This window comes from Acinetobacter sp. LipI_23 (assembly GCF_058243045.1).
Genome location: NZ_JBZAYJ010000001.1, coordinates 1,516,583 through 1,541,896, shown reverse-complemented (window position 1 = coordinate 1,541,896; position 25,314 = coordinate 1,516,583). Strand labels below are relative to the sequence as shown.

Below are 25,314 nucleotides of genomic sequence, written 5' to 3'. Positions count from 1 at the left end.
GATTTTAGCGTGCTGATTTTGAAAAGATTTTACTTAATTTCTAGCATCATTTACTAAGTGCTGATTTTTATCGAGAGTGTTATATTTTTGCTCAGAAATTTATGATATTTATAATATCGTTCCACTAATTAAAAAATGAAAAGGATACTGAATTGCTAAGGCTCGGAGTATATTGTCCAACAATATGCTCCATGAATTTAGAATATTCATGCCAATATAACTTCAGTCAGAAAAGAAAGAAAAATGCAATGGATCGCGCATGAAAACAGTTTCACTTCGCCAAGATCAAGGAATTCCTGGTGTTTATGGCTTATTGTTGTTAGATGTAGTGTCTCGTTGGGGCTATAACGCAGAGACCCTATTTTCCCCTTTTCAACTCACGAGCGAACAACTCGCAGAGCCTGAGTTCCGCATACCCGTTCATACTGCCAATGAACTTGTGAAGTTGGCCAGTCGTCTCACTGGTGAGCCTACGCTTGGCTATCATCTGGGCACGCAAATGCGTATTTCAATTCATGGCTTCATTGGCTATGCCATTATGACAACTCATGATATTGGCGAAGCCTTGGTACTCGCTAACCGTTTTATTCAACTGCGCATGCCTTTTTTGCAGCTTTTTTTTTCCACCTTTGGCGAAAAAGCGACTTTACAATTACGCTGTGATGTCGATATAGAACCGTTGCGTACCGATATTGCGATCAGTATTATTTTTGGCATTGTTTCTATGAGTAAGGCGCTCACTGGCATTGAAAATCTGGCTGGGGAAATTGATTTCGATTTTCCAGAACCCGAAGGCTTTGATCGCTATCGTGCAAAGCTACCTAACCATAGTGTTCGCTTTGATCAACCACATTTACTTTTGAGTTTTGATAAGCATTATCTCGGTTTTAAAATGGTCAATGCTGACCCACTTGCAAGCCAAATAGCCATTAATCAATGTGAAGCTGAACTCTCAGCCATGGGTGAACGCCGAAGATTATCGATGCGTGTACGTGACATTTTGACGCGCTCAGAACAACACTATTTAAGCATCGAGCATGTGGCTGACCTCTTACACATGTCTGATCGAACACTGAAGCGCCAATTGGCTGCTGAAAGTACGTCCTTTTCAACCATTGTGGATGAAGTGCGTTACCGTCATGCCACGTCACTTTTGTCACGTACAGACTATAGCTTAGAGCAAATCGCGGATGAACTGGGATATAGTGATGTGGCAAATTTCAGCCGAGCATTTAAGCGTTGGAGTGGACGCAGCCCGAGTAATTGGCGTAAAGATCCGTATTTATAGATCTTTTGTTTTGATAGAAAAGCATGTATAAATCATGCGAAAAATGATTTTTGTATTTTAAGGAGTTATTCATGAATCATCCTTCAGAATTGAAGTATGCGAGTACACATGAATGGGTGCGTATTGAAGGTGATCTTGTTGTAACTGGTATTTCAGACCATGCACAGGATGCTTTAGGCGATTTAGTCTATGTTGAAACACCAGAAGTTGGTCAACAAATCACTGCGGGCGAACAAGCGGGTGTGGTTGAATCTGTAAAAACAGCTTCTGATATTCATGCACCAGTTTCTGGCACCGTGGTAGAAATCAATCCCAATCTGGAAGATGATCCTGACTTCGTCAATGATGACCCCTACGGCAAAGGTTGGATTTATAAAATCAAACCAGACAATATCGCAGATGTAGAACAACTCCTTTCAAGCACAGCCTATGAAGCGGGTCTATAAGCCTAGTATTCATATTTACGGCTCAAAAAATCAGTCTACGGACTGGTTTTTTACATCTATCCTCTTATTTTGATAAATTAAATCAATATTTATAAATTTATCTCGCTTAAACACCAGTATTTATTACTATAATTATACTTTTCACGTGCATTATCTTATAATTTGATTGTTCTAATTTCACAGCCGTGACCTAGCTTCTGCATAAAATAATAACAACAGTTTACGTCCTGTAGCCTCATCTTCGAGCCAAGGGTTCTGCATGTCTGCTCTCAATACATCATCACTATGGAATAAGTCTTTTATTCTTTGCTTAGCGAACAATCTGTTTTTGTTCATCTTTTACTTTGCACAGACCTCAATCCTCCCAATCTATATTTTGAATGATTTGGGTGGAAGCCTTGCACAAGCAGGCTTAGCCATGACTTTGTTCATGGCATCGTCTATCGCAGTTCGTCCTTTTAGCGGACTCATTATTGAAAAATTTGGCAATAAGAAAACGCTTTTTATCGCGAAAGCCCTATTTTCTTTGTTTTCCTTGGCCTATTTATTTGCTGATAATTTACAACTGTTGTTACTGATTCGTTTTCTACATGGCATTTGGTTCAGTATAGTCACTACAGTTGCCGTACCTATCGTCAATGAGTTTATTCCAGAAAAACGTAAAGGCGAAGGCATGGGCTATTTTGTCATGTCGATTAATCTGGGGATTGTACTTGGGCCATTCCTCGGTTTAACCCTGATCCAGTCTGTATCCTATCCAATGGTCGCAGGGATTTTAGCGTTTAGTGTCTGTCTCGGTTTCTTGTTTTGCTTCTTTATCCCAATTCAGCAGACCACTCAAAAATTGACACCCGCCGTGAAGCGCAAGCTCAGTATCCATGACTTTGTTGAAACTAAAGCCTTGAATATTTCAATTATGGGCATGATCGTTTCTTTTTCCTATGCCAGTATCATGTCGTTCATTTCAACTTATGCAGAGTCTAAACATCTGCTGAACTACGCGAGCTTGTTTTTTATCGTCTTTGCGATTTCCATGATGAGTCTACGCCCAATTACAGGCAAAATTTATGACCGTCACGGAGCAAGCTATGTGATTTACCCAGCAATTATATTATTTAGCTTAGGGCTTGTGATTCTCAGTCAGATTCAATCTTTGATGGGTTTATTGGTTGCGGCAGTATGCGTTGGCATGGGCTTTGGTTCTGCACAGCCTTGTCTACAAACTCTCGCTATTCAAGGTGCTGAAAAGCATCGGATTGGCCATGCGACCTCTACATTCTTTACAATGTATGACTTAGGTATTGCTCTTGGCTCTGTATTGTTGGGTCTACTCATTTCTAAGCAAGGTTATAGCTTTACCTATTTATTCTGTGCACTGACAACCGTTTTAAGTTTATTTTTCTATGCCTTTATCGCGAATAGAAAGAAAACCGCTTAAAACATCAATCCGTATGCCCATAGTAATGAACATACGGACTCAGAAAATTAAGCGTCGTCTTTCTCTTCTTCAGCTTCTTTGACCTTTTCAGCAACCGCTTGATCAAAAGACAAAGCACTATTTGAGTTTAACTGTGGGTTAGCACGACTACTTTTTAACTTAATCTGTAGACGTAATTCATTGACCGAGTCTGCATTTCGTAGTGCTTCTTCATAAGCGATTGCACCTTGATTGTATAAATCAAACAAAGCCTGATCAAAAGTCTGCATGCCTAGCTCACGCGACTTTGACATCACTTCTTTGAGTTCATGGAAATTCCCTTTAAGTATCAAGTCTGACATCAACGGCGTATTGAGCATGATTTCCACTGCTGCTCGGCGACCACGCCCATCTTCAGTTCGCACCAGACGCTGTGAAATAATCGCCTTCATATTGGAAGATAAGTCCATCAAAAGTTGATTGCGACGTTCGTCTGGGAAAAAGTTAATAATTCGATCTAAAGCCTGATTTGCATTATTAGCATGTAATGTGCCTAGGCATAAGTGGCCTGTTTCTGCAAAAGCTATGGCATGCTCCATAGTCTCCGTGTCACGAATCTCACCAATTAAAATGACATCAGGTGCTTGGCGCAAAGTATTTTTCAAAGCATTGTGCCAAGAGTGACAGTCCACACCCACTTCCCGATGAGTAATCATCGATTTCTTATGTTTATGTACATACTCCACAGGATCTTCAACCGTAATAATGTGCCCTGCCGAGTTTTCATTTCGATGATCAATCATGGCTGCTAAAGACGTAGATTTACCTGACCCTGTACCACCGACAACGAGTACTAAACCACGTTTTTCCATAATCACGTCTTTTAAAGACGTTGGAAGTTGTAATTTAGTAAAGTTAGGAATTTCCGCTGTAATCGTACGAATCACCATACCTACATGTAGTTGCTGCTGAAAAACATTGACACGAAAACGCGAAACATTGGGAACGCTAATTGCAAAATTACACTCCAGCTCAGTTTCGAACTCTAATCGTTGCTTTTCGTTCATTAAGCTATAAGCAAAGAGCTTAGTCTGATCAGATGGCAAATTTTGTTGACCCAATGGCTTCATAAGGCCCTGATGCTTAATACTTGGCGGAAAGTCTGCAGATACAGATATAAATAAGTCTGAGCCACCATACTCAACCACTTTGCTGAGCATGTGAAACATCATCCGACGGGCTTCTTCTAAAAGTTCTGCAGAATACATAGTGTTCTCTAAAAATTAGTGCAAATAGCTGACTTTAAAAAGCATTTCTTTTATTCAAAATACAATTTTTATCGTGTTGTTTCAGGCTTCTGATTTTGCATAAGTTTATGCTCTAGCTCAACCTAATTTATCGTTTGATAAATAACTTTTAGCTTATTTTTCAATTTATTATCTTCATTTATTGAACTGCATCACAAAAAAAAGACCTTTCATTGAAAGGTCTTTTTGGCTGCGTTGATTAAGCACTACGTTGAACAGCGTGGCTGCGTAATGTATCAGCAACCTCTAAAAGTACTTGCTCGGTTTTTTCCCACCCTAAACAGCCATCGGTAACAGACTGACCATAGACCATATCATCTGAAATTTTCTGATTACCATCAACCAAGTGACTTTCAAGCATGACACCACACACATTGCTTTGCGTGCGTTCTGCAACAATGCTACGCAGTACATTGGGTTGATTAAGTGGATTTTTACTACTGTTCCCATGACTACAGTCAATCACCAAAGCGGGTAATTCACCTTTGACTTTAACTTGCATATGACGAATATCTGCTAAAGCATAGTTAGGCCCTGAGTTTGCCCCACGTAAAATCAAATGTGGCTTCGGATTTCCTTGCGACTGAAGCATACATGCCATGCCTTGCTGCCCAATTCCCATGAACTGGTGAGGGTTTGATGCAGACTGAATCGCATCTAGAGCAATTTGAATTGAACCATCTGTGCCATTTTTGAAACCAATGCTGAATGGCATATGACTCGAAATTTCACGATGAATCTGCGACTCGCTGGTACGCGCACCAATAGCTCCCCATGCCAACAGATCGTCGAAATAAGCAGTCGCCATTGGGCTTAAAATTTCTGTAGCAATCGGCAAACCCGTTTCAATAATCTCTAAATACAATGCTCGAGACTGCTCTAATCCCAACTGCATATTGGAAGATCCATCAAGTAAAGGATCGTATAAAAAACCTTTCCAACCCACTGTTGTCCGTGGTTTTTCAATATAAGCACGCATTACGAAGAAAATCTGATCTGAAACTTTAGTTTGTAATTGTTTTAACTTTTCAGCGTATTCTAAAACCGCAATAGGGTCATGAATGGAACACGGGCCAGTAATGACCATTAAACGATGGTCTTTGCCTTCTAATATATTTTGAATGGTTTGACGCTGTTCAACAATTTGTAGTTTTAATGGCGCTGAAAGTGACAACTGCGCTTTGAGTTGCTGCGGCAAACTTAAAAGTGTTTCTTGAACTGTCGTTTGAGTACTTTGTAGTGCAGTATTTAGAGCATTCATTGGTTTGTATCCTCTGGACTGTGGTCTTCAGTCCGATCTTTTATTTGAGCGTTATGGGTCTAATGGATTGCTGGGCTAAAGTCATAAATTGACTAAAGTAAAACCAATAAAAGTTGCTAAAGTATGAATAGTTAGTTGTTTTCATGAAGTACTCCAAAATTTATTAAAACAGCAGATATAAAAAAACCTGACCAGGGTTGCCGATCAGGTATTAACTAGGTGGGCAACCTTTTGATGCCCGAACGCGTTCAGGCAATTATCTAAATTGCCAAAAGTAATAATTTGCGTTAGAGATTACAGGTTGCTTTAACATTTTTATATCTTCAAAAATATGTTATCTGAAATTTAAAATACGCTGATTTTTTTGCTTTTACAACACTTTTTTATGCAAAAATTCAGTTCTATCCCGTTTAAGCCACTGCCTTCGCCTTTAACTCAATGGCCTAATCATGTTTGAGTTCATGAGAACAATCGCTATATAAAGCCATGCCTAGTGTAGTTTCAGCAACTGCATTCTGCCTGCTGAGCACAAACAGGTGGACTAAATAAATAGCCTTGCCCAATATGGCACCCCATATCTCTTAAAAGCTGCAATTGCGTTTCAGTTTCAATCCCTTCAGCAACGATATCCATTGATAAAATCGGGCCAAGTTTGGCTAACCCTTCGACAATGGCATAAATTGATTTATCATCACTTAAACGTTGCACAAAAGAGCAGTCAACTTTAATAATATCAACAGGATAGTCACGTAAATGAGTAAGAGAAGAATGCCCTGTACCAAAATCATCCAGTGCTATTCGCACACCATTTGCTTTGAGTTTTTTTAAAGCACGAACCACATATTCATAGCCGCGTTCAGCCAAATGATATTCAGTAACCTCAATTTCAACAAATTTTGAGGGTATGCGGTAGGATTTGAGACGTTTTAAAAAGATCTCCGCAAAATTATCACGCATAAACTCAACAGGTGCTGCATTAATTGAAATGGGTACAATGTGTAAGCCTTTTGCCCACCATTCAGTAATCTGCTTGAAAACCTGATGCTGCATAATCTCACCAATACGGCTGGATAACTCATAATCATTAAAAGCTGCTGCGATTCGTGCAGGGCTTTGAATGTTATTTTGATCATCACGCCAGCGTAATAGCGCTTCATAACCAATAATTCGTTCTGAATCTAAACAGACTTTCGGTTGAAAGAAAGCCTCGATGGCAACATTACGAATAATTTGATGCGCACAATTAAGTTGTTCAGATTGCTCCCGTACCGCATTAAACATATCCTGATCAAACATGCGCATACCACCGCGGCCTTGTGCTTTAACATCATTGAGTGCTGTGTCAGCACACTTGAGTAACTCACTGAGGTCATTGGCATCATCTGGATAGAGGCCACATCCAATGCTCATACCACCATTGATGTAGTTACCCGAAAACGTAATGGGGATCTCGAGTTGTTGCAAAATCTGCTGGGCAATTTGATTGAGCTCACCTATATCCTGCACATGTGGAATAATCACACCAAACTCATCCCCACCAAGACGTGCCAAGAAAGCACGTCCTTCTAAAATTTGTTTTAAGCGTTTCGATAAAATTCTTAAAAGGTGGTCACCCGCTGCATAGCCCAGTGTGTCATTGATGGTTTTAAAGTGATCTAAATCCATCAGCATGACGGCTAACTTTTGTTTTTTATCACGTGCGCTGTTATACAGTTTTCTGATTTTTTCTTTAAACGCACGCCGGTTATTTAAACCGGTTAATTCATCACGTTCGCTGCCTTGTTTTAATTTTTGTTCAGTCAAATATTGCAGCGTGATATCACGTGAAACACATAAAATACTCTGGGTCTCTCCGTCAACATCAAGTACAGGTGTCAGAACATTATCCCAATAATAAACTTTACCGTCCGATAAACTCATGCCGTTAAAACGGGAAATTTGGCCTTGGCCTGCATCATGCAATGCTTTTTTGGCTTTTTTACGCACCGCAGGAGGCAAAAGTTCGACCCAAGACATACCAAAGTCCTTAACATCTGCACTTCCCAATAACATGACACATGCCGACTTATTCATATGTGTGACCGTGCCATCTGGCTCAACCGCAATAATGCAGTCTACGCTGGCATTTAACATATCCGAATGCGCACGTAACAGCGCCAAAGACTCGATATAAATTTTCATGCCCTGATGAATATCAGTGCAACTCAGCTGAAATCCAGCTGTCGAGCGATCCATTTCACCTTGGACTAAGAACCAATGATACTGGTCCTGATGATTACGAATCCGACAGGTTTTTTCAAATGTGAGCTCGGCAATTATCGGTTGATGCAAAAATTCATCTAATGCTGGTACATCTTCTGGATGAATATATTCGACCAAATTGAAGCTATCTGCAGATAAATCCATTCCTCCTACATACTGACGTAAGGGTAAATTTATATATTTGCAGAGGTCATTATGAATCCAAAAAAGCTGAGGAATAATATCAATCAGATGGTGGTCTTTTTTTGAAGTAGAACTCATTCCTGCCTGTTGATCATAAGCAATCTTTTTAGATTTATTCTTAGGCTGTGAATGGGTTCGAGACATAATAATTATCTGCAACTTAAACTTGCTGGTTTAGTCCATAACCAGACATATTGTTTAAAAAAGAAATCAAGCAAAGTCATGAAAAACAATGAAAAACAAAAAAGTAAATATAAGTATAATGACGCTGCGTGATTACCATCACAATATGCATCATATACAACTTATATAAGCGTATACCAATGAAAAATTGCAACTATTACACAAATTAGACAAATAACTGAGAGCCGTTTTCAATAGCAAATGAGTATTCATTTGAGCGACATAGCAAAGCTAAACAACTTTCACTGAAAAACCAATATTAACAATAATTTATTTTAAGTAAATACCGACTATTCACATAATGATTAAATTTAATCCGACTTACACAAAGACATCATATAGAGGGGTTTTACGCCCTACTTTTGTGCAAAAAAAAAGCAGAAACCTAATGGGTCAATATTATCCAATAAAGTTTCTGCTCTGGTACATGCTTGTGAGCTATGATTTAAAGATTTTTTTCTTCAATAAACTCAGATTGTGTTTCAGAAAAGACTGTGTAGGGTCACTTTTTTCATAACACTCATTTGGCAGTGAGTATTTAGCCAATTTCACCCAAACAGATGAAAACTGTTTGATAAAACTCGCTTCATTGTAATGAATTCCATACTCTGCGCACAGTGCTTTAATTTTGGGCGCGACTTGTGCGTAGCGATTGGCTGGCATGTCAGGGAAAAGATGATGTTCGATTTGATGACTCAAGTTCCCGCTTAAAATATGCAAGCCCTGTGTCCCACTAAAATTACTTGAGCCTCGAATTTGGCGCAGATACCACTCAGCCCGTGTTTCATTGTCGATATTGTCCATTTCAAAGTTTTCAGCGTCTTCGGTAAAGTGACCATTAAAAATCACCGCGGATGCCCATAAACTACGAATAACATTGGCTACTGCATTTCCTGCAAAGACTGGTAGTGCATTTGGCCCAGCAATGATGGGAAAAAATATATAGTCCTTAATCACTTGGCGTTTCATTTTCTGCCTAAAATCATATGACTCTACCCAGACTTCGCGCCAAGTTTTTGTTTTATAGGCCACCACATCTTCTATATGAAGATTTTGTATACCAACGTACCATTCAAAAAACACCATTAACTGTGCAGCTAAAGGTAGATTCAGTAAAAAGCGAGGTTCCCAGACCTGTGCATCGCTCACACGGACTAAGCCATAGCCGACATCATGGTCCATACCAACAATATTGGTGTAGGTATGGTGGATATAATTATGCGTATGTTTCCAGTCGGGGCCTGTGGCCATAGTGTCCCAGTCATAATTTGTCCCATTGAGACTCGGGTCATTTAACCAATCAAACTGACCATGCATGACATTATGCCCAAGCTCCATATTTTCTACGATTTTAGATACCCCCAATAAACCTGTGCCCAAAAGCCATACTGGAGGCAGCCATCCTGCAAACATAAGCAGCGCTCGTGCGCTTATTTCGCTATAGCGCACAAAATTTCGGATTTTGTAAATATACTCAGCATCTTTTTCATTGAGACTTTCCATCACTTCACGACGGATTGCTTCAACTTTCGCACCAAACTCTTCGACTTGTGCAGGACTTAAATATTTGGATTTACTGCTTTCACTAAAATAAACGGGAAGATTCATATCTATGCCTTCTTAAAGGTTGATCACAACAGGACTAACCGCCTGTGAAATGCATAATTTAATTTGTGTGTTATTGTTTTGATCAAGCTCTCCTGTGAGCAGATTCCGCACCACACCCTGAACTTTGGTACATGAACAAGTATTACAAATGCCCATACGACAACCATGTGCGGGACGTAAACCCGCCTGTTCTGCACTGTCTAATAAATTGCTTTTGGCCTGAAACTGTTGCTGAGAACGTTGAAACGTGACCACTTGAGCACTTTGGGTGTGATCGACAACAATTTGAAAGTATTCGGTATGCAGATAGTCAACTAAGTCTAGAGCCTGATAAATTTCTGTCAGGCTTTGCATCATATTGGCAGCACCACAAGCATAGCATTCACGTTGTTCAAAACCTTCAATCTTTTGGCTAAGCAACTCTTGGCTCAGATGTTGTTTATGAGTCCGTGTATTGACATGATGGTATTTAAACTGCGGATAATGTTCAGTAAGTTGTTGCAGTTCTGCATGAAAGGCATCATCCCGCGTAAAGTAAATTAAATCGATATTGGAAACTGTTTGTGGGCGTTTTAATGCAGCCTTAATCAATGCGTAAATTGCGGTAATACCACTTCCCGAGGCAATCATCAGTGCAGAGTGAGGCTGACTTTTTAAAACAAATTCGCCCTGCGGTTTGGAAATTTCAACTACACTTTTTACAGGCTGTTGAGTGAGTGCATTTGAGACTTTGCCCTGTTGTTTAACAGCAATCACAAGATTGCCATTTTCTATAATCTCGACAATTGAATAGCTGCGCTGCCAACGTACACCAGCAATGAGTACTGTCACTAAGATACTTTGCCCAGCTTGATAGTCGGTTGCTTTAAAATGATGATTTGGCTGTAACTGCATGTACACAAAGTCATCTGACAAGTGATGCTTTGCAACAATCCGCGCTTTGGCTTTTTTCCATGCCCATAGCGGATTTACTTTTTCAGTCAGAAAATCGATGAAATCTTCGCGTACCCATTCGGGACGGTATTCAACATGCTTTCCCATAGTCACCCTCTGCTTTAGTTTATTTTTATACAAGTGTGCATTATTGAGACATCAAGATAAGGTGAGAACCTATTTTCGACTATGTCATAAAAGGACAAAATCTAACGAATTGACATTTTTTATCATTTTTGTCTAACAACATGAACAGTTTTGCCAATTCACTTTTCTTCTAATCAAAAACAAAAAAACCAAGCCGCAGCTTGGTTTTTTAAACATCTTACAGCGAATTAGTCTTCAAAATGAATCACAGTACGGATTGATTTTCCATCATGCATTAAGTCAAAGGCTTCATTGATTTTGTCGAGACCCATGGTATGCGTAACAAATGGAGCTAAACGAATGTCGCCAGTCATTGCTTCTTCAACCATACCAGGCAGTTGCGAACGACCTTTTACACCACCAAAAGCTGTCCCTTTCCAGGTACGGCCAGTGACCAGTTGGAATGGACGCGTTGAAATCTCTTGGCCTGCACCCGCCACGCCAATAATCACAGACTGGCCCCAACCACGGTGTGCACATTCAAGTGCTGAGCGCATGACATTAGTATTACCAATACATTCAAATGAGTGATCAACCCCCCAACCAGTCATTTCAACAATGACTTCTTGTACAGGACGGTCATGATCTTTCGGATTTACAAAATCAGTTGCTCCGAATTCTGCTGCTAATTTATATTTGTCAGGGTTCGTATCAACCGCAATAATACGGCTGGCTTTGGCTTTTTTTGCACCTTGTACAACTGCTAGACCAATACCACCTAAACCAAAGACTGCAACGGTATCACCCTCTTGTACTTTAGCTGTATTTTTGACTGCACCTAAACCAGTGGTCACGCCGCAGCCCAATAGACAGACGTGTTCAGGGTTAGCATCTGGATTGATTTTAGCCAAAGACACTTCTGCGACAACGGTATATTCAGAAAAGGTTGAACAGCCCATATAGTGATAAATCGGTTGCCCATTATAAGAAAAACGCGTTGTACCATCTGGCATCAGACCTTTGCCCTGCGTCGCACGGACTGCAACACATAAATTGGTCTTGCCTGACTGACAGAATAAACACTCGCCACACTCAGCCGTATACAGAGGAATAACATGATCACCCGGCTGAACGCTGGTTACACCTTCACCGACCTGAACTACGATACCCGCACCTTCATGGCCTAAAACTGCTGGAAAAACACCTTCAGGATCATCACCAGATAAAGTAAATGCGTCGGTATGGCATACACCTGTATGGGTAATCTTGACTAAAACTTCACCTTTTTGCGGTGGAGCAACATCAATTTCTACAATTTCCAGAGGTTGTCCAGGTCCAAAGGCAACAGCTGCACGTGATTTCATTTTCGCTATCCTTAACAGGTCTTTAACAGATGCGCTACAGTAACCGCTCTTTATTCTCTGTTTCAACCTATAACATGTGAAATATATAACTTATAAAAATTAGGTCTTTAAAAGAAATATGGCGATACCAACTCATTGTCGACCCCTGATTTTGCTGAGCACCGTTTTAACACTCGCGGGATGCCAGCTCACCCCCAATCAGGCTAAGCCTTCAGCCCCTGTAGAGGTATATGCAGAACATTGGCTCAAGGGTCAAGATGTATCTGCACAGCAAAAACAGGGACTTACGGCTTATTTGGCGTTGGACGAAGCATTTATGAGCATTGCCTCACGCTTACACTTGATACGAGAGGCCAAGCACAGTCTAGATGTCCAATACTATATTTGGGGAGATGACTTTATAGGCCATATGATGTTGCACGAACTGCTGAATGCTGCGGATCGTGGGGTGAAAGTACGTTTATTAATTGATGACCAAAACGGCACGGCACTTGATGAAACTCTCAAAAAACTGAGCGCTCACCCCAATTTTGAAATCAAATTATTTAACCCTTACAAATACCGTCATTTACGTGTGATTGATTATGCTTTTCGCTTCAATCATATTAACCATCGTATGCATAACAAACTGATCATTGCTGATGGTGCAATTGCGGTAACTGGTGGTCGTAACATCAGCAGTGAATACTTTGATGCCAGTGAAAAATTCCAATTTACCGATTTGGACATTTTGTTTTATGGGAAAGCTGTAGAACATGCTAACAGTGTATTTCTAAATTTCTGGAATGATGATCTCAGTTATACAATTCCCCAATTAGTGGGTCTTGGAACAAAAGAAGAACTGGCTCAATTAAAACAGCACTATGAAGCGGATGCCTTAGATAAAAATGTGATTGAACGGAAAATTGATTTGGCTCGGATACAAGTCGATTCAGAACTAACTAAACATCCTGTTAACTGGGCAAAGGCTCATTTCATTGCCGATTCTCCCAATAAAATTCGCGGCGAAGCAAAGCCTGATGAAATCATTGTCAAACAAATGTTCGATTTGATGGGCAAGCCTGAAAAGCATATGGAGTTGGTCTCCGCATATTTTGTTCCAACCACAGCAGGTGTCGACTATCTCTCCAATTTGGCAAAAAATGGAACTCGAGTTCGGGTCTTAACCAATTCGTTATTGGCTAATGATGTTCCCATTGTGCATGCATTTTATAAAAAATATCGCCGTGGCTTGCTCGAAAATGGTGTCAAATTATATGAGTTTAAACCCTATATCGAACGAGAGAAATACACATGGTATGAAGTGGCAACTGGTCATGTGATTCCAGCTAAAGGTCGAAGTTCCTCACGGCTCCATGCCAAATTTTTTGATATAGATGGAAAGGTCTTTGTCGGTTCGTTTAACTTTGACCCGCGCTCAGCCCATTTAAATACAGAAGTGGGCTTAGTGGTGGAGTCAGATCAATTGCAAAATGCAATCTCACACAAGTTAGATGAATTTCTCCCGCATATTGCATATGAGTTAAAACTCAACTCTCAAGGCGATATCATTTGGCTTGAACATCAAAAAGATGGAACTGTCATTGAACATCAAAAAGAACCCGAAACTACAAAATTTCAGCGTTTTATGATGAAAGCCGTGTCATACCTCCCCATTGAATGGATGATGTAATTACAGGTGAATGACATTATCCATGTTCTCTAATACAAGATAGCTTTCTGTTTAGGCTGAGTTGGTTTGTTTTTAGGCTCAGCTTAAAAATGCTTTAGCTATTACTACTCTTAATAAACGCCATTGAATATAAGACTCGAACAAAATAATTGGATTTCATACCTAAATTCATTCAAGGGCTTGAAAGGTTTTACTCAGTACACACTTTGATTTAACATGCAGCCCTTCTTTTTATCTCTCCTTTACAAAGTTTAGTAATGCAATTTTTTGATTTAAGTCGTCAGTTTAATCTCAGCAATATTTTAACCCCCTACAAAACACTAGAAGATCTTGCACGACAAGAATGGTTTCTAAGTAAAGTGCGTGTTGAACATGACTGCTTGAGTGACAATGACATGGTTGAAGGACAAGTTGTTTTAAAATCCAATCAAAATATCCAAATCGAACTGGAGTGGCTTATCCAAGATACAGGCCATGAACTTTTGGTTCAGTTTAAAGGGATCGAAACAGCTGCAAGCGAAGAGACTTTTGTTTTGGTGAAAGGTGCACAATTGATCGATGAATCGCAACAACCACTTTCGGCAGGTGCACTCAGCCTATGGATTGATGGAACATTATTTCCTATGCTGCCACAACTACGTAAACAGATTAAAGCGCGGCTTAATCTCTGGGACTATGTTGAGTACGAAGACTAAAGTAGACCAACCATTTACGAATGCTGGAACATTCAGTTATGTGGATAATCCAAATAGTTACCTAAAGTAAGCCTATTTCAGAAAATAAGTTGTAATAAACCTCGGCTTTTTTCTCTAAAGCCAAAGGATAGGCACGAGAAGAAGATGGCATCCGATAAAGCCTCAGCTCTCGCCCAGCAAAATGTGTCTCGGACTTCATACCAATTTGTGGTTTTAACGTACCCGTAGGCATAGACAACATGAGCGTATCAGTGGCTTTATCGCCAGTGGTCATCACACTATGACATTCGGGCATTTTTTCAAGTAAATGTTGTATATTGGTTGGGGTAACAATATGCAAAAACTTATCTGAAGCATTGCCTTTTTGGCGAATCACTTCATAGGCCGTATCAAAAATCGCAATGCCCCGTTCATTTAAAAATGTACGGATCTTTTGTTCTTTAAATGTCTTCTGTTCGATATTGAGAAAATAATTTTTATCTTGGAAAAAACACAGGCCAAATATTTTCCACATATCATTTTGAAAATTTGGATAGTAAAAGTCCATTTTCCAGCGGGTCTTGGGCGGCGGAAAGCTGCCCAGCATCAATAATTTGGCATTAGCTGGGAGGAACGGTTTAAGTGGATGTTTTTCGATTTCAACTGAATGTGTCATAAGCTATAAAAAATTGTCTTTATTGCATTTTAAAAAGATTGGCGTATTTTTTCAGCCACTTGTTTACCCCAATACTGATAAATTTCTTTGCTGGGGTGGAAACCGTCTTTGGCCATAGCTAAGTTTAAAGCCAAAAACTTCTTTAGATCGTACTCTATCCACTCCATCTGTTTTTGCTGTGCGACAAATTGGCCTAATTCTAGGTTCATCGCTTTGGCATATTGACCGAACAACCATGCAAGTGGGTTTGGAAGTGCAGGAAACTGATCCATCGGCGGTACACCCGATGCAAGTGTTAGTTGTGGACTAAACTTATGTTTGAGTATGTGATAAAGCTGCTTCTGTTTTGCGATCCAAGCCTGCGGCGAAGTGAATTTTGTAATGTCATTTACGCCCACAGAAGTAATGATGACATCAAAATGCTGTGTCTCAAGTGTTTGGATGGACTGAATGACCTGATCTGTGGTGAATCCCGTCGTTGCGTGTAAATAAAATTGAATACTAAACTCAGATGACAGTTCTTTTAAAATTGAACCCAATAAGGCATCATCTTGAACATTTACACCAACACCAGCCGCCGCTGAATCCCCCAAAATGAGCAAGGAAAGCGACTTACCCACGCCTTTTTGTCCAATGCGCTCTCCTTCGGGTTCAGCCAATCTTGGTGTATTTTTTTTGACGGCATAACCTTGAAATAGAATGACTGGAATCAAAGCCAGCGTATAAATTTTTAATCGCATATTCAGTGACTGGGTCTAAGCTAGCTGAAAGATGAAAATAGTATACGTTGAATTGCACCGATACACAGACTTAAATATTCTTCAGAAATAAAGAATTAACGTTGTTCTAGCCATTTTAAGTCTTTATCTTCGGCTATTTTTCTAAGTGACAAATATAATCTACGACTTCACTTGCCATCATACTAAAGCGACTGTTGGCAGGAACATCAAAACTTTCACCTGCATGATACAGCCTCATTTCAGTCTGTAGCCCAATTTTAACTTGGCATTGACCTGAAACAATTTCAATATGCTCCGCAACATGCGTTTCAAAGGTCAGTGGTTGATCTGTAGGCAAAATAACGCCAAGGGTCTTTTGTGAACCATCTTCACATTGAATGACATGACTGATTGAGCGCCCACCAAAATGAACATTGGGCTTTTTTCTGACTGAAACAAAGTCGAATTGTGTGGACATATTGATCACCTTTTTTCTTCAATGCTACCTCGGGTTTATGACCAACTCATGAATACATTCAAATGCTCATTTGAAATAGCAGTTCTTGTTTAGAAGGCACTTGCATAGTTAAAAATAAAAAGGCTGATTCACAGCCTTTTATTTCAATCATTAGCCCAGTTTATTGACCAATTTCAGCGGTAAAATTTTCATTGCTAAACCCAGTGGTAGCCATGGCCATTTAGGAACATAGGCTTTTACAGGAGCTTTTTCAATTTCTGCGGCCAACAGTCGTGAACCTGTTTTTTCATCCACTTCAAAAGGTAGTGGTTTGGCACCCTCATTGATTTCTGTACGAATATAGCCAGGAAAAATAGTCGTGACTTTGATTGGGGTATTGAGCAGTTCTGCACGAATACCTTCGGCCATGTGTGCAACACCGGCTTTACTAGCACCGTACGCGGTCAAATGTTTTGGCATACCGCGGACTGCACTCATAGAAGAGATAACAACCAAATGTCCTGCATTTTGCTCACGGAAAATTTCAACTGCAGCTTCACACTGCGCTAGAGCTGAAATAAAGTTGGTTTCAACCGTGGCTTTATTAATCGCAAAACTGCCTTTGCCAATTCGACGCCCATCTCCAATTCCAGCATTCACAATCACACGGTCTAAATGACCAAATTCTTGTTTAAATGCACGAAAAACTTCAAACACTTGATCGTAATTGGTCACATCTAAAACTTTAGGGATGACTTTTATTCCGTACTTACTCTCAAGTTCCTCTTTTAGGCTTTCAAGGCGATCTAAGCGTCGTGCACAAATTGCCAAGTTATAGCCTTTTTGTGCAAATTCGCGTGCCATACCTGCACCAATACCAGAACTTGCCCCTGTAATTAAAATTGTTTTAGCCATGTCTTAATCCTGTCCTTAGATCCATGTCAGTAAGTTTGAGTTTTCGGCTTTAATAAAATGATGTTCATTGAGACTTAAAAGCTGCGGTTCATTGCCCACCAGTCGTAATGTGGTCATGCTGCTGTTGGCAATAGCCCAATTTAGCGCAAAAGTTTTATTTGGACTTAAACCTAACAACTTACCTGCAACCACTGAAATTACACCGCCTGAAGTAAACACCACAGCATAGCGCGGTTTGCTTTGAGCCAATTCATCACACAAATCTTGTAAAGCGACTTCAATTCGACTTTTAAATTCAGGCCATGATTCATCGTATTCATGGTGATAGTCGCCACCTGTCCAGCGTTCAATTGCCCCTTCAAATATCTTGGCCAAATAAGCACGTGGGTTCGACTCTTTAGCTACATCGGCTTTTAGTAAATGTGGCTCATTAAAACGCGGTTCGTAATGAGCAAAGACTTGCTGATGATTGAACTCATTCCATGCAGAATTTGTTAAAACATCTACTTCAGGAAAGCATTCTGCCAAAGAAATACACGCCGTTTGCTGATGTCGCTGCATAGAGCCTGACACCACCACAGGCGCTTCTTTTAAGATCTGATCAAAATATTGACCTAAAATTTTAGCTTGGAGTTCACCATTGGGAGAAAGTTGATCATAACTTTCTGCACCAAAAGATGCTTGCCCGTGGCGAATGAAATAAATAGTGGTCATTTGCCTAATATTTCCTTCATTTTAACAATGTATTTTTGAGCAACTTCATTGGCTTCAATTTTTTGTAAACCAATCGATTTAAGTGCGCGAATATGGAGAGCATGAATTAAAATCCAAAAATCTTTGAAGGCAGGGTTATTGGTCTGTTTGTGGTGATAGCGATAATAAATTTGCTGGGCAATCACGGCTAAACGGAAAATGCCAAAGACTTCATAAAAGGTCCAATTCTCTACTTCTAAACCCGTTTTTTCTAAATAATAATCGACCACTTCTTTACGTGTGAACATGCCTTTAAGATTTGTCGGTTGACGACGTGTCGCTTTAAAAAGTGCACTATCCGACTCTTCAACCCAATATGCCAAGGCCGAACCTAAGTCCATCAGTGGGTCACCGAGCGTTGCCATTTCCCAGTCTAAAACACCAATAATTTGTGTCGGATGATTCGGATCTAAAATAATATTATCAAAACGCCAATCGTTATGAATTACGCAGGTTTTTGAGTCTGCTGGAATGTTATCCTTCAGCCACTTACGTACATATTTAAATGAAGGGACGTTAATGGTTTTGGCTTTTTCAAAACGAGCGTCCCAACCTTCCACTTGACGACGGCAGTAACCATCACCTTTGCCAAGGTTCTCAAGCCCTGTGCCTTGGTAAGGCACTTGATGAAGTTCGATCAGTTTATCAATCACATTGATACACAACTCACGAACTTGGGCTTCTTTAAAATCTAGCTCTCTCGGTAAGTTGGCACTTGGAATAATGCCTTCTACACGTTTCATCACGTAGAAGTCACAGCCAAGAACAGATTCGTCCTGACACAATGCAACCATTTCGGGAAGTACAGGATAAAAAGGGGTTAAATTCTTTTGCACATGATATTCACGTGCCATGTCATGTGCAGATTTAGCTTTGGTACCTTTGGGGGGGCGGCGTAGAATTAGATCGACATTGTCGTATTTCAATCTATACGTCCAGTTAGACGCACCGCCTGAGTATTGCGTGACTTCAACCTGCCCTTGTAGATCGACACCTTGTGCTTTGAGCCAGTTTTCTACGGCTACAGCATCCAGTTCTTCACCCGCCCGAACTGTTCCACCTACATCAATCGCTGACATTCTTTTTTCCCAAACTATCAATCTTTTCTTTATAACTTAGAAGATCATCTATTCTTATTTCAACACGATGAATTAAAGAGATGATCTTCTCCTCTATTATTTTTTACGACGCGTACTATAGCCGCGTTTTGCCAGTTCTAGTTTTGCAATCATGCCTTTATGGACTTCATCTGGCCCATCGGCCAATCGTAGTGAACGTGCTTGAGCGAAGAAACCTGTCAAAGGCGTATCACGCGACACACCTGCTCCGCCGTGAATTTGAATCGCCATATCGACCACTTTTTCAAGCACACTTGGCGCAACGACTTTAATGGCAGAGATTTCAGTTAACGCTGCCATATTCCCTAAAGTATCCATTTTATACGCAGCATACAAGGTTAATAAACGTGCTTGATCAATTGCAACACGTGCATCAGCCACGCGCTCTAGGTTCCCACCTAATTTTAAAATTTCTTTGCCAAATGCAGTACGACTCATACCACGATCGATCATCAACTCTAAAGATTTTTCCGCAGCACCAATGCAGCGCATACAGTGATGAATACGACCCGGGCCTAAACGACCTTGGGCAATTTCAAAACCTTGACCTGCACCACCAATAAAGTTGGAAACAGGAACACGAACATTACTAAAGCTAATTTCACCGTGACCATGGGGTGCATCGTAGTCACCAAAGACTGGTAACATTCGTTCTATTTTGACTCCAGCCGTTTCAACAGGCACTAAAACCATCGAGTGTTGATGGTGGCGATCTTTGGTTTCATCTGGTGTATGTGCCATAAAAATAATAATTTTGGCATTGGGGTCACCTAAGCCTGAAGACCACCATTTACGGCCATTTAACACAATTTCATCGCCTTCGATCACGGCTGTTGCTTGCATATTGGTCGCATCGGATGAAGCAACAGCTGGTTCTGTCATGCAGAAAACAGAGCGAATTTTTCCATCTAAAAGCTGCGTAAGCCACTCTTGCTTTTGAGCTTCAGAGCCATAACGCCACAATACTTCCATGTTCCCACTGTCAGGCGCATTAGAGTTAAATACGGTCGGCGCAAGAAGACTACGACCTGTGAGTTCTGCAATATGAGCATACTCTTGAACCGATAGACCTTGACCCAATTCAGGACAAGGCAAAAACATATTCCATAAACCCGCAGCTTTTGCTTTGGCTTTTAGCGTTTCAAGTTGTGCGGGCCACCGCCATTTGGTCCAGTCACCACCTTGGTTCAGTTCATGTACCTCATGCCAAAAGTCAGTTTCGATAGGCTCAATTTCGTTTTGAATAAATTGTTTGGTACATTCTACATAATCTTGAGCACGTGCTGAGAGTTCAAACATGGCTACTTCCTTCGATCTATTTTGATATTTTCGCTTTACATCAACATAACCTGAAAACTAATATGAACAAAATGATTTTATTTTATAGATCAGCATGAACAACATTCATAGTAAGTCACCCATTGATATGGGCCTTTTTCATCGCATCGATATCAATTTATACCCGCTTTTTATTGCAATTTATGAGCAAAAAAGTATTTCAAAAGCAGCTCAAATCTTGTCGATTACGCAGTCTGCTGCCAGTCATGCCTTGCAGCGTCTACGTAGCCATTTAAAGGATGATTTATTTGTTCGCTCTGGCAGCCAAATGCTTCCAACACCTTTTGCAGAACAAAATTATCTGATTATTAAAAATGCTTTAATTGCAATCCAAAGTATTTCTATGCAGCAGCAAAGCTTCGACCCGAACATGGTTCAAAGCCTAAAAATTGCGATTCATGATGAAATCGAACCAATTGTTTTCCCAAAGTTAGTCGCTCACTTTCAGAAACTTGGATTAAGTATTCAGTTCATGAGTAGTAAGCTGGACCGTAAAACAGTAGATGCCGATTTAGTTTCTCAACAAATTGATTTTGTGATTGATTTGGAACAAAATTTTGGCGATAAAATTCAATTTGAGAGCTTAGTCAAAGACCAGTTTGTGGCTTGTACTCAGCTCGAGCAAATCAATGCTGAATTGTATTTGGCTGCACCGCATATTGGTGTATCTTCGCGGCGTACTGGTGTTTTGGTTGAAGATGTTCATTTAAATCGTAAGCAACTGTCTAGACAGGTTTTTTTGCGTTGTCAGCACTATTCCACTGCGCTACAAATTTTAGAGCAATATCCAAATGCAATTTTAACGATTCCTCAAAATATTTTGAGCCATTTACATGTTTCCCCTTTACTCAATATTTTTGATGTTCCTGTGAAACTGCCGCAAATGAATATTGGAATTTATTGGCATAAAAATTTAATGGAAAATAAAAGACACCATTTTTTAAGGAGTGAAATTTATAAAATTTTTGCTTAGGCTATTTTTATATCTCATAAATTTGCTTAGGCTATTTCTAAATAAACTAGCTATTTGCTTTTTTTATTTCGCCAGAACTTTGTTCCTGTTTACTTGTTTAATTAAACATCTACTTTCTTATGAAAAATAAACACTTGAGATCACTTAAAGCATTTTAAATAGTGTATCTGCCATACAATGTCTTTTTGATAATTTTATTGTCCATTGCTCTCCTCTATGTTTGATCACCTGTCCAATAGCTGGCTCATCGGTATTGGCTTCGTCCTTTGCCTGATACTGGTATGTACTTTTTATAAAATACAAAATGCTCTCAGCCAATTTCTCCATCCCTTTAAAAAAGGTAAAACCTATTGGTGTCGAATTACGGCTATAAGTGATGGTGATACGCTAACATGTTATCGGTTTAACTTTCGACGCTCAGAAACCAAATTGCGCTTTGCCTATATTGATGCGCCTGAGTCCACTCAAAGCTATGGGCCTGAGTCCAAACGCTTAATCAAAAAAATGGTTTATCGGAAAGTGGTTCGTGTTCGCATTACAGACATTGATCGTTACGGTCGTTGTGTAGGTGAAATCTACCGTTTTCGGAGAAGTATGAATGAAGAGATGGTCAAACGTGGTGCAGCATGGGTCTATGAGGACTATATTAAGGATAAAAAGCATTTGAAACATATGAATGCTTTACAAAGTCATGCGAAAAAGCATAAAAAAGGTTTATGGCGCGGCACCCGCCCTATTCGCCCGAGTGACTACCGAAAAATGAAGAAGTAGCCGATCTGTAAAAACTAAGCCGAAAAAGCCGCTCCATATAAAGCAGCTTTTTCATTGATTATTTGAAGACTTTAAAGCGTACAGCATCATCTACGAAGCCTTTTTCTTTAGCTTCGCCCTCAACTGAACCGAAGACCAGTTGCGCACGCAGCTTCCAACTGACAGGAACATCCCATTCAGCATGGACTTCTTCATCTACAATTGGATTGTAATGCTGTAAAGATGCACCTAAACCTAAAGTATGTAATGTAGTCCAAGTTGCAAACTGCGCTATTGCAGTTGAATGCTCTGCCCATACTGGGAAATTTTCAGCATAAGATGGAAATTGCTCTTGTAGGTTCTGAATTACCTCTAAATCTTCAAAAAATAAAACTGTACCTATACCTGCTGCAAAACTGGCCATTTTTGCAGTTGTTTTAGCCGTGCTTTCTTCATCCTTAGCATAAGACTTCAGTTTTTCAGCCACAAAAGTCCAGAACTTTTCATGTTGCGTATTAAACAAAATCACCGCCCGAGATGACTGTGAATTGAACGATGATGGGCTTTGTTTAATGGCAGTTTGAATCAAATCAGTTAAAAATTCAGGGCTGTGCTCGACCTTTTTACCAATAGCATAAATGGTACGACGCTTTGTGATTAAGTCGATGAACTGATTTGACATATTATAAAATCCTTACGGTTATACGGTGAATGATGACGCAATGTATTAAGCAATATTAATTCCAATATTTGACCAAATAATAAAATTTAGTGCTTTAGATGCAGTTTAAATACTTTCTTGTGCTCGCAAATACATAGTTTTGCTATCGATATAAAAAATCCTCCATTTGGAGGATTTTTAAATGACTTAAAATTTGGCTTCTAAGACTTGAGTGGAAATTTTATTTTCCCATAATTCACGAAGAATAGGTAAATAGAACTTTTCACCCAGTTCGACCAATTCTGCATCGATCAATGCATGAATCTCATGCATAAATAAATAATCAAGTTCAACTGTTTTCAACTGTTGCTGTGCTTTTGCAAAGTCTTTGCGCTTTTGTTGTGCACGTTTCACTAGAGCATCGGCAAAATCTTTATCTTTAAACTGTTTGATCGCGTTTAAACGTAGCTCAATCACGCCCCAACCACTCAACAACAGTTTGAAAAGTTCAAAGTCAGTCGTGGTCGATTCCCATGTCATTTCTTCAAGATTTTCATTTTCAGGTAGAACAGGAAGTAATAACTCCATAACACTTGGGAAAATCTTTTTGAAATTTAAAACAAATTTAACAGGATGTTCACCCGGATAATCGTTAAATTGCACGTTTTTCTGAACATCTGTCAAATAAATATCAAGCATGGTAACTCATCAGCAGTTTATCTTTAGTCGACCATTGTACCGACTTCGCCCAAAGATAAAAACTGCTGATGTTCATTTGCTCTTTAGTTGAGCATCTGGACCAAGGGCTATTTTACATTTGGGGAAATCATTTGCTCTGGACGTACCACTTCATCAAACTGCTCAGCAGTGACCAAGTTCAACTCCACAGCCACTTGTTTTAGGGTTTTGCCTTCTTTATACGCTGTTTTGGCAACTTTCGCTGCATTTTCATAGCCAATCACTGGGTTTAAAGCCGTAACTAACATCAATGAGTCATGTAAGAAGTGGTCAATTTTTTCGCGGTTTGGCTCAATACCCACTGCACAGTGATCATTAAAGCTATTACATGCGTCACCCAAAAGCTGAATCGACTGCAACAAATTAAACGCAATCACTGGCATGAATACATTCAACTCAAAGTTACCCGATGCACCCGCAACATTAATCGTGGTGTCATTGCCTAAGACTTGAGCCACCACCATGGTCATCGCTTCACTTTGAGTCGGGTTCACTTTCCCCGGCATAATACTTGAGCCTGGCTCATTTTCAGGAATACGTAACTCGCCAAAACCACAACGTGGACCACTTGCCAACCAGCGAATGTCATTGGCTATTTTGTTCAAGCTTACCGCAAGCGTTTTTAATGCGCCTGAAGCAAACACTGCTGCATCACGCCCAGCCAATGCTTCAAATTTATTTGGTGCAGTCACAAAAGGCAGTCCTGTCAACTGTGCCAGTTGCTCCGCTGATTTTTCTGCATAATCAGGATGAGCATTCAATCCTGTACCTACAGCGGTTCCACCTAAAGGCAGCTCATACAAGCCTGAAAGTGCTTGTTGTAAACGCTTTAAGCCGTGATCGAGCTGAGAAACATACCCGCTAAATTCTTGGCCTAAGGTTAAGGGTGTCGCATCTTGTAAATGAGTTCGGCCAATTTTGACGATGTCAGCAAATGCTTGAGACTTTGCCTCTAAAGTATCTCGAAGCTGTGTCACCGCAGGAATCAGTAATTCATTGATCTGAATACTTGCTGCGACATGAATCGCCGTTGGGAAGGAGTCATTGGTCGACTGAGCACGGTTCACGTGATCGTTCGGGTGTACAGGTTTTTGTGCACCTAAGGGATTGCCAAGTTTCTGATTGGCGATATTGGCAATCACTTCATTACAGTTCATGTTGCTTTGTGTGCCTGAACCAGTTTGCCATACCACCAAAGGAAACTGACTATCCCACTGCCCTGCAATCACTTCATCCGCAGCACCGACGATGTATTGCGCCAATTCTTGTGGAATTTGGTTGAGCTCAGCATTGGTCAATGCTGCTGCTTTTTTCACTAAGCCCATGGCACGAATCATTGGACGTGGTAGACGTTCACTACCAATTTTAAAGTTTTGCAAACTACGCTGAGTTTGAGCACCCCAAAGTGCTTCACTCGGTACTTCAACTTCGCCCATCGTGTCATGTTCAATACGTGTTTGCATTTTAACCTCTTCCTTTTTAAGTGAATTGCAAAATGATTATTTTGCGCTTGTTTTCCTTATCTTAATGA

At 40.1% G+C, this 25,314-nt stretch carries 25 protein-coding genes; 8 read left to right on the top strand and 17 right to left on the bottom strand.

The features are described from left to right. The first annotated feature begins 259 nt into the window (after window positions 1-259). The 3 genes from AC4CVD_RS07600 to AC4CVD_RS07590 all read left to right on the top strand — a co-directional run bounded on the left by AC4CVD_RS07600 (window position 260) and on the right by AC4CVD_RS07590 (window position 3,172). Window positions 260-1,288 (top strand): AraC family transcriptional regulator, encoded by a 1,029-nt coding sequence (locus tag AC4CVD_RS07600; protein ID WP_004693238.1) that lies wholly within the window; start codon window positions 260-262, stop codon window positions 1,286-1,288. Window positions 1,289-1,359: 71 nt separating this feature from the next. Beyond that, window positions 1,360-1,734 carry a glycine cleavage system protein GcvH gene (gcvH, locus tag AC4CVD_RS07595; protein WP_332477888.1) on the top strand — a complete coding sequence of 125 codons (375 nt, stop codon included), beginning with the start codon at window positions 1,360-1,362 and terminating at the stop codon, window positions 1,732-1,734. A 259-nt stretch (window positions 1,735-1,993) separates the two neighbouring features. Beyond that, window positions 1,994-3,172: an MFS transporter gene (locus AC4CVD_RS07590; protein ID WP_490752714.1), complete on the top strand. Its 1,179-nt coding sequence runs from the start codon at window positions 1,994-1,996 to the stop codon at window positions 3,170-3,172. Between the two features lie 47 nt (window positions 3,173-3,219). Here the strand turns inward: AC4CVD_RS07590 and AC4CVD_RS07585 are convergent, their stop codons facing one another. Together AC4CVD_RS07585 and AC4CVD_RS07580 are read right to left on the bottom strand one after the other, a co-directional pair. Next, window positions 3,220-4,419 carry a PilT/PilU family type 4a pilus ATPase gene (locus AC4CVD_RS07585; RefSeq protein ID WP_490752712.1) on the bottom strand — a complete coding sequence of 400 codons (1,200 nt, stop codon included), beginning with the start codon at window positions 4,417-4,419 and terminating at the stop codon, window positions 3,220-3,222. A 238-nt stretch (window positions 4,420-4,657) separates the two neighbouring features. Beyond that, complete coding sequence (locus AC4CVD_RS07580; protein ID WP_490752710.1) at window positions 4,658-5,719, bottom strand: 3-deoxy-7-phosphoheptulonate synthase; 1,062 nt, start codon at window positions 5,717-5,719, stop codon at window positions 4,658-4,660. Between AC4CVD_RS07580 and AC4CVD_RS07575 the strand changes: the two genes are divergently transcribed. Continuing rightward, on the top strand, window positions 5,665-5,811 hold the full coding sequence (locus AC4CVD_RS07575; RefSeq protein WP_171254088.1) for a hypothetical protein: 147 nt from the start codon (window positions 5,665-5,667) through the stop codon (window positions 5,809-5,811). The genes AC4CVD_RS07580 and AC4CVD_RS07575 overlap by 55 nt on opposite strands. A 409-nt stretch (window positions 5,812-6,220) precedes the next feature. Here the strand turns inward: AC4CVD_RS07575 and AC4CVD_RS07570 are convergent, their stop codons facing one another. The 4 genes from AC4CVD_RS07570 to AC4CVD_RS07555 all read right to left on the bottom strand — a co-directional run bounded on the left by AC4CVD_RS07570 (window position 6,221) and on the right by AC4CVD_RS07555 (window position 12,339). Then, on the bottom strand, window positions 6,221-8,308 hold the full coding sequence (locus tag AC4CVD_RS07570; RefSeq protein WP_490752708.1) for an EAL domain-containing protein: 2,088 nt from the start codon (window positions 8,306-8,308) through the stop codon (window positions 6,221-6,223). Window positions 8,309-8,785: 477 nt separating this feature from the next. Then, the gene (locus AC4CVD_RS07565; protein ID WP_078390192.1) at window positions 8,786-9,955 is read right to left on the bottom strand and encodes a fatty acid desaturase family protein; all 1,170 of its coding nucleotides are present in this window, start codon (window positions 9,953-9,955) and stop codon (window positions 8,786-8,788) included. 12 nt (window positions 9,956-9,967) lie between these two features. Then, window positions 9,968-10,996 (bottom strand): flavin reductase family protein, encoded by a 1,029-nt coding sequence (locus AC4CVD_RS07560; protein ID WP_490752706.1) that lies wholly within the window; start codon window positions 10,994-10,996, stop codon window positions 9,968-9,970. Window positions 10,997-11,223: 227 nt separating this feature from the next. Beyond that, window positions 11,224-12,339: an S-(hydroxymethyl)glutathione dehydrogenase/class III alcohol dehydrogenase gene (locus tag AC4CVD_RS07555; RefSeq protein WP_087013053.1), complete on the bottom strand. Its 1,116-nt coding sequence runs from the start codon at window positions 12,337-12,339 to the stop codon at window positions 11,224-11,226. 118 nt (window positions 12,340-12,457) lie between these two features. On the opposite strand from AC4CVD_RS07555, the gene AC4CVD_RS07550 reads away from it, so the two are divergent. Both AC4CVD_RS07550 and AC4CVD_RS07545 read left to right on the top strand, forming a co-directional pair. After that, window positions 12,458-14,011 (top strand): phospholipase D family protein, encoded by a 1,554-nt coding sequence (locus AC4CVD_RS07550; protein ID WP_490752703.1) that lies wholly within the window; start codon window positions 12,458-12,460, stop codon window positions 14,009-14,011. A 257-nt stretch (window positions 14,012-14,268) separates the two neighbouring features. Beyond that, window positions 14,269-14,706, top strand: coding sequence for a hypothetical protein (locus AC4CVD_RS07545; RefSeq protein ID WP_035326816.1), 438 nt, complete (start codon window positions 14,269-14,271; stop codon window positions 14,704-14,706). Between the two features lie 61 nt (window positions 14,707-14,767). Here AC4CVD_RS07545 and AC4CVD_RS07540 read toward each other — a convergent pair whose 3' ends face one another. The 7 genes from AC4CVD_RS07540 to AC4CVD_RS07510 all read right to left on the bottom strand — a co-directional run bounded on the left by AC4CVD_RS07540 (window position 14,768) and on the right by AC4CVD_RS07510 (window position 20,622). Further along, window positions 14,768-15,361, bottom strand: a complete 594-nt coding sequence (locus AC4CVD_RS07540) for a uracil-DNA glycosylase family protein (protein WP_490752701.1) — start codon at window positions 15,359-15,361, stop codon at window positions 14,768-14,770. Between the two features lie 29 nt (window positions 15,362-15,390). After that, the gene (locus AC4CVD_RS07535; RefSeq protein WP_287167127.1) at window positions 15,391-16,101 is read right to left on the bottom strand and encodes an SGNH/GDSL hydrolase family protein; all 711 of its coding nucleotides are present in this window, start codon (window positions 16,099-16,101) and stop codon (window positions 15,391-15,393) included. A gap of 133 nt (window positions 16,102-16,234) precedes the next feature. Further along, window positions 16,235-16,558 carry a pyrimidine/purine nucleoside phosphorylase gene (locus AC4CVD_RS07530; RefSeq protein ID WP_004693265.1) on the bottom strand — a complete coding sequence of 108 codons (324 nt, stop codon included), beginning with the start codon at window positions 16,556-16,558 and terminating at the stop codon, window positions 16,235-16,237. A 150-nt stretch (window positions 16,559-16,708) separates the two neighbouring features. Then, window positions 16,709-17,452 carry an SDR family oxidoreductase gene (locus tag AC4CVD_RS07525; RefSeq protein ID WP_490752699.1) on the bottom strand — a complete coding sequence of 248 codons (744 nt, stop codon included), beginning with the start codon at window positions 17,450-17,452 and terminating at the stop codon, window positions 16,709-16,711. 15 nt (window positions 17,453-17,467) lie between these two features. Further along, window positions 17,468-18,166: a histidine phosphatase family protein gene (locus AC4CVD_RS07520; protein ID WP_078425610.1), complete on the bottom strand. Its 699-nt coding sequence runs from the start codon at window positions 18,164-18,166 to the stop codon at window positions 17,468-17,470. Then, the gene (locus AC4CVD_RS07515; protein ID WP_490752697.1) at window positions 18,163-19,284 is read right to left on the bottom strand and encodes a phosphotransferase family protein; all 1,122 of its coding nucleotides are present in this window, start codon (window positions 19,282-19,284) and stop codon (window positions 18,163-18,165) included. The genes AC4CVD_RS07520 and AC4CVD_RS07515 overlap by 4 nt, the downstream gene beginning before the upstream one ends. A 96-nt stretch (window positions 19,285-19,380) precedes the next feature. Further along, window positions 19,381-20,622, bottom strand: coding sequence for an acyl-CoA dehydrogenase family protein (locus AC4CVD_RS07510; protein ID WP_490752695.1), 1,242 nt, complete (start codon window positions 20,620-20,622; stop codon window positions 19,381-19,383). 94 nt (window positions 20,623-20,716) lie between these two features. Here AC4CVD_RS07510 and AC4CVD_RS07505 point away from each other — a divergent pair, with 94 nt between their 5' ends. Continuing rightward, complete coding sequence (locus tag AC4CVD_RS07505) at window positions 20,717-21,634, top strand: LysR family transcriptional regulator (RefSeq protein WP_004979846.1); 918 nt, start codon at window positions 20,717-20,719, stop codon at window positions 21,632-21,634. Window positions 21,635-21,778: 144 nt separating this feature from the next. On the opposite strand, the gene AC4CVD_RS07500 is transcribed toward AC4CVD_RS07505, so the two are convergent. Continuing rightward, entirely contained in the window at window positions 21,779-21,952 is a 174-nt protein-coding gene (locus tag AC4CVD_RS07500; RefSeq protein ID WP_236769554.1) for a hypothetical protein, read from the bottom strand. On the opposite strand from AC4CVD_RS07500, the gene AC4CVD_RS07495 reads away from it, so the two are divergent. Beyond that, a complete protein-coding gene (locus AC4CVD_RS07495) occupies window positions 21,881-22,405 on the top strand; it encodes a thermonuclease family protein (RefSeq protein WP_236769542.1) in 525 nt (174 codons plus the stop codon). The two genes, AC4CVD_RS07500 and AC4CVD_RS07495, sit on opposite strands and share 72 nt — an antisense overlap. A 58-nt stretch (window positions 22,406-22,463) precedes the next feature. On the opposite strand, the gene AC4CVD_RS07490 is transcribed toward AC4CVD_RS07495, so the two are convergent. The 3 genes from AC4CVD_RS07490 to fumC form a co-directional block, all read right to left on the bottom strand. After that, window positions 22,464-23,066 carry a nitroreductase family protein gene (locus tag AC4CVD_RS07490; protein WP_236769472.1) on the bottom strand — a complete coding sequence of 201 codons (603 nt, stop codon included), beginning with the start codon at window positions 23,064-23,066 and terminating at the stop codon, window positions 22,464-22,466. Between the two features lie 186 nt (window positions 23,067-23,252). Then, window positions 23,253-23,744, bottom strand: coding sequence for a hypothetical protein (locus AC4CVD_RS07485; protein WP_062034841.1), 492 nt, complete (start codon window positions 23,742-23,744; stop codon window positions 23,253-23,255). Between the two features lie 107 nt (window positions 23,745-23,851). Further along, entirely contained in the window at window positions 23,852-25,246 is a 1,395-nt protein-coding gene (gene fumC, locus AC4CVD_RS07480; RefSeq protein ID WP_004979849.1) for a class II fumarate hydratase, read from the bottom strand. Window positions 25,247-25,314 lie beyond the last annotated feature (68 nt).